At 63.5% G+C, this 2,752-nt stretch carries 1 protein-coding gene; it reads left to right on the top strand.

Annotation, left to right across the window (positions count from 1 at the left end; all coding sequences use genetic code 11):
• Positions 1 to 286: 286 nt before the first annotated feature.
• Entirely contained in the window at positions 287 to 2,743 is a 2,457-nt protein-coding gene (locus EOA38_RS32760; RefSeq protein WP_127301177.1) for a penicillin-binding protein 1A, read from the top strand.
• Positions 2,744 to 2,752 lie beyond the last annotated feature (9 nt).

Consider the following 2,752-nt stretch of genomic DNA (forward strand, 5'->3'; position numbering starts at 1 on the left):
CCAATGCCGTTGCCTTGTTTGCCGCGGCGAAAGCCGGAACCGGGACCGGTGGTTGACGGGCTGCACCCGCCCGCAACCAAGAGTCGTCCTGCAACCACAAGCGGCGTTGCGCGACGACGACACGTAGCGTTATTATTCCGCGGAACGAGTCCTGAAATTTCGCGCTGCCGTATTTTGTCCACATGGTCGCGACATGGGTTTTCGTTGCGGATTGGGACCGCCCCGTGAAGCTTGCGCAACTGTCGGCTTCGTTTAGGAAAATCCCGAACCTCGGACTGGAGCGGGCATGATTCGTCTCATCGGCTATTTCTTCGGCATCGGCACGACGCTGGCGCTGCTGGTCGCTGCCGGCCTGGCCATCTACATCGCCCATCTGACGAAGGATCTGCCCGACTACGAAGTTCTGGCCAAATACGAGCCGCCGGTGACGACGCGCATCCATGCGTCGGACGGTTCGCTGATGGCCGAATACGCGCGCGAGCGGCGTCTCTATCTGCCGATCCAGGCGATCCCGGATCGCGTCAAGGCCGCCTTCATGTCGGCCGAGGACAAGAACTTCTACAACCATCCCGGCATCGACATCACCGGCCTGGGCCGCGCCATCATCGTCAATCTGCAGAATCTCGGCTCCGGCAGGCGCCAGGTCGGCGCATCGACGATCACGCAGCAGGTGGCGAAGAACTTCCTGCTCACTTCAGACCAGACCTATGAGCGCAAGATCAAGGAGATGATCCTGGCCTTCCGCATCGAGCAGGCCTATTCGAAGGACCGCATCCTCGAACTCTATCTCAACGAGATATTCTTCGGCTTCGGCGCCTATGGCGTGGCGGGCGCGGCGCTCACCTATTTCGACAAGTCGGTCAACGAACTGACCGTCGCCGAGGCCGCCTATCTCGCTTCGCTGCCCAAGGGCCCCAACAACTATCATCCCTTCAAGCATGCCGACCGCGCTCTGGAGCGCCGCAACTGGGTCATCGACCAGATGGTCGAGAACGGCTACGTCACCCGCGAGGAAGGCGACAAGGCCAAGGCCGAGCCGCTCGGCGTGAAGCCGCGCCGCAACGGCTCCTATCTGTTCGCGGGCGAGTTTTTCACCGAGGAGGTGCGCCGCCAGATCATCGCCCGCTACGGCGAGAACGCGCTCTATGAGGGCGGCCTGTCGGTGCGCACGACGCTCGATCCGAAGGTCCAGTTGATCGCCCGCAAGGCGATGCAGAACGGGCTGCTGAAATACGACATGCTGCGCGGCTATCGCGGACCGGTGACCCATATCGATATTTCCGGCGATTGGGGCGTTCCGCTCGGCGCCGTCAAGGGCCTGGAGGACGTGCCGGAATGGACGCTCGCCGTCGTGCTCGACAGTTCCGCCGACGGATTGACTATCGGCATTCAGCCGGCGCGGCAGGTCTCCGGCGACCTCGTCAAGGACCGCGTCGAGGGAACTGTCGCCAAGGACGACATGGGCTTCGCCATGCGCCATTTCGTCAACGGCAAGTCCGTCAGGGCGAAATCTCCGGCGGAGGTGCTGGAGCCCGGCGACGTCATATTCGTGCAGAAGAACGACGGCTCGGACAATACCTACAGCCTGCGCCAGGTGCCCGAGGTCGAAGGCGGCCTGGTCGCCATGGACCCGCATACCGGGCGCGTGCTGGCCATGGTCGGCGGCTTCTCCTACGCGCAGTCGGAGTTCAACCGCGCGACGCAGGCGATGCGCCAGCCGGGCTCCTCGTTCAAGCCGATCGTCTATTCGGCGGCGCTCGACAACGGCTACACGCCGGCCTCCGTGATCATGGACGGCCCGATCACGATCCAGAGCGGCAACACGACCTGGACGCCGAAGAACTATGACGGCACGGTCGCAGGTCCGGCCACCTTGCGCTCCGGCATCGAGAAGTCGCGCAACCTGATGACGGTGCGGCTCGCCAACGACATGGGTATGAAACTGGTGGTCGAATATGCCGAACGCTTCGGCGTCTACGACCATCTGGCGCCATATCTGCCGATGGCGCTGGGCTCCGGCGAGACGACGGTCATGCGCATGGTGTCGGCCTATTCGATCATGGCCAATGGCGGCAAGTCGATCAAACCGTCGCTGATCGACCGCATCCAGGATCGCTACGGCAAGACCGTCTTCAAGCAGGACGAACGCGGCTGCCAAGGCTGCAACGCCAGCGAATGGAAGAATCAGTCCGAGCCGGAACTGGTCGACAATTCCGAGCAGGTGCTCGATCCGATGACCGCCTACCAGATCACCTCGATGATGGAAGGCGTCGTGCAGCGCGGCACAGGCGCCACCATCGCCGAGCTCGGCCGCCACATCGCCGGCAAGACCGGCACGACCAACGACGAGAAAGACGCCTGGTTCATCGGCTTCACGCCGAACCTCGTCGTCGGTCTCTACATGGGCTACGACACGCCGCGCGGCCTCGGCAAGGGCGCCACCGGAGGTGGTCTGGCTGCGCCGATCTTCAAGGATTTCATGCGCGTGGCATTGGACGGCACGCCGAATGTCGACTTCCAGGTTCCGGAAGGCATGAAGCTGATCGCCATCAACCGCAAGACCGGCATGCGCGCGGCCGAAGGCGATCCCAACACCATCATCGAGGCCTTCAAGCCCGGCACCGGCCCGGCCGACAGCTATTGGGTCATCGGCATGGGCGCCGACGGCTCCAACGGCTCCGGTGCCGGGTTGTCGCCGCAGGCCAATCAGGCCATCCAGGACGGCGGCGGCGGCCTTTACTAAAACTGTCTC

It is taken from the genome of Mesorhizobium sp. M1E.F.Ca.ET.041.01.1.1 (assembly GCF_003997355.1).
Lineage (GTDB): Bacteria > Pseudomonadota > Alphaproteobacteria > Rhizobiales > Rhizobiaceae > Mesorhizobium.

Coding starts and splice junctions, on each gene's coding strand:
- EOA38_RS32760 (WP_127301177.1), top strand. CDS start 287: ATGATTCGTCTCATCGGCTATTTCTTCGGCATCGGCACGACGCTGGCG.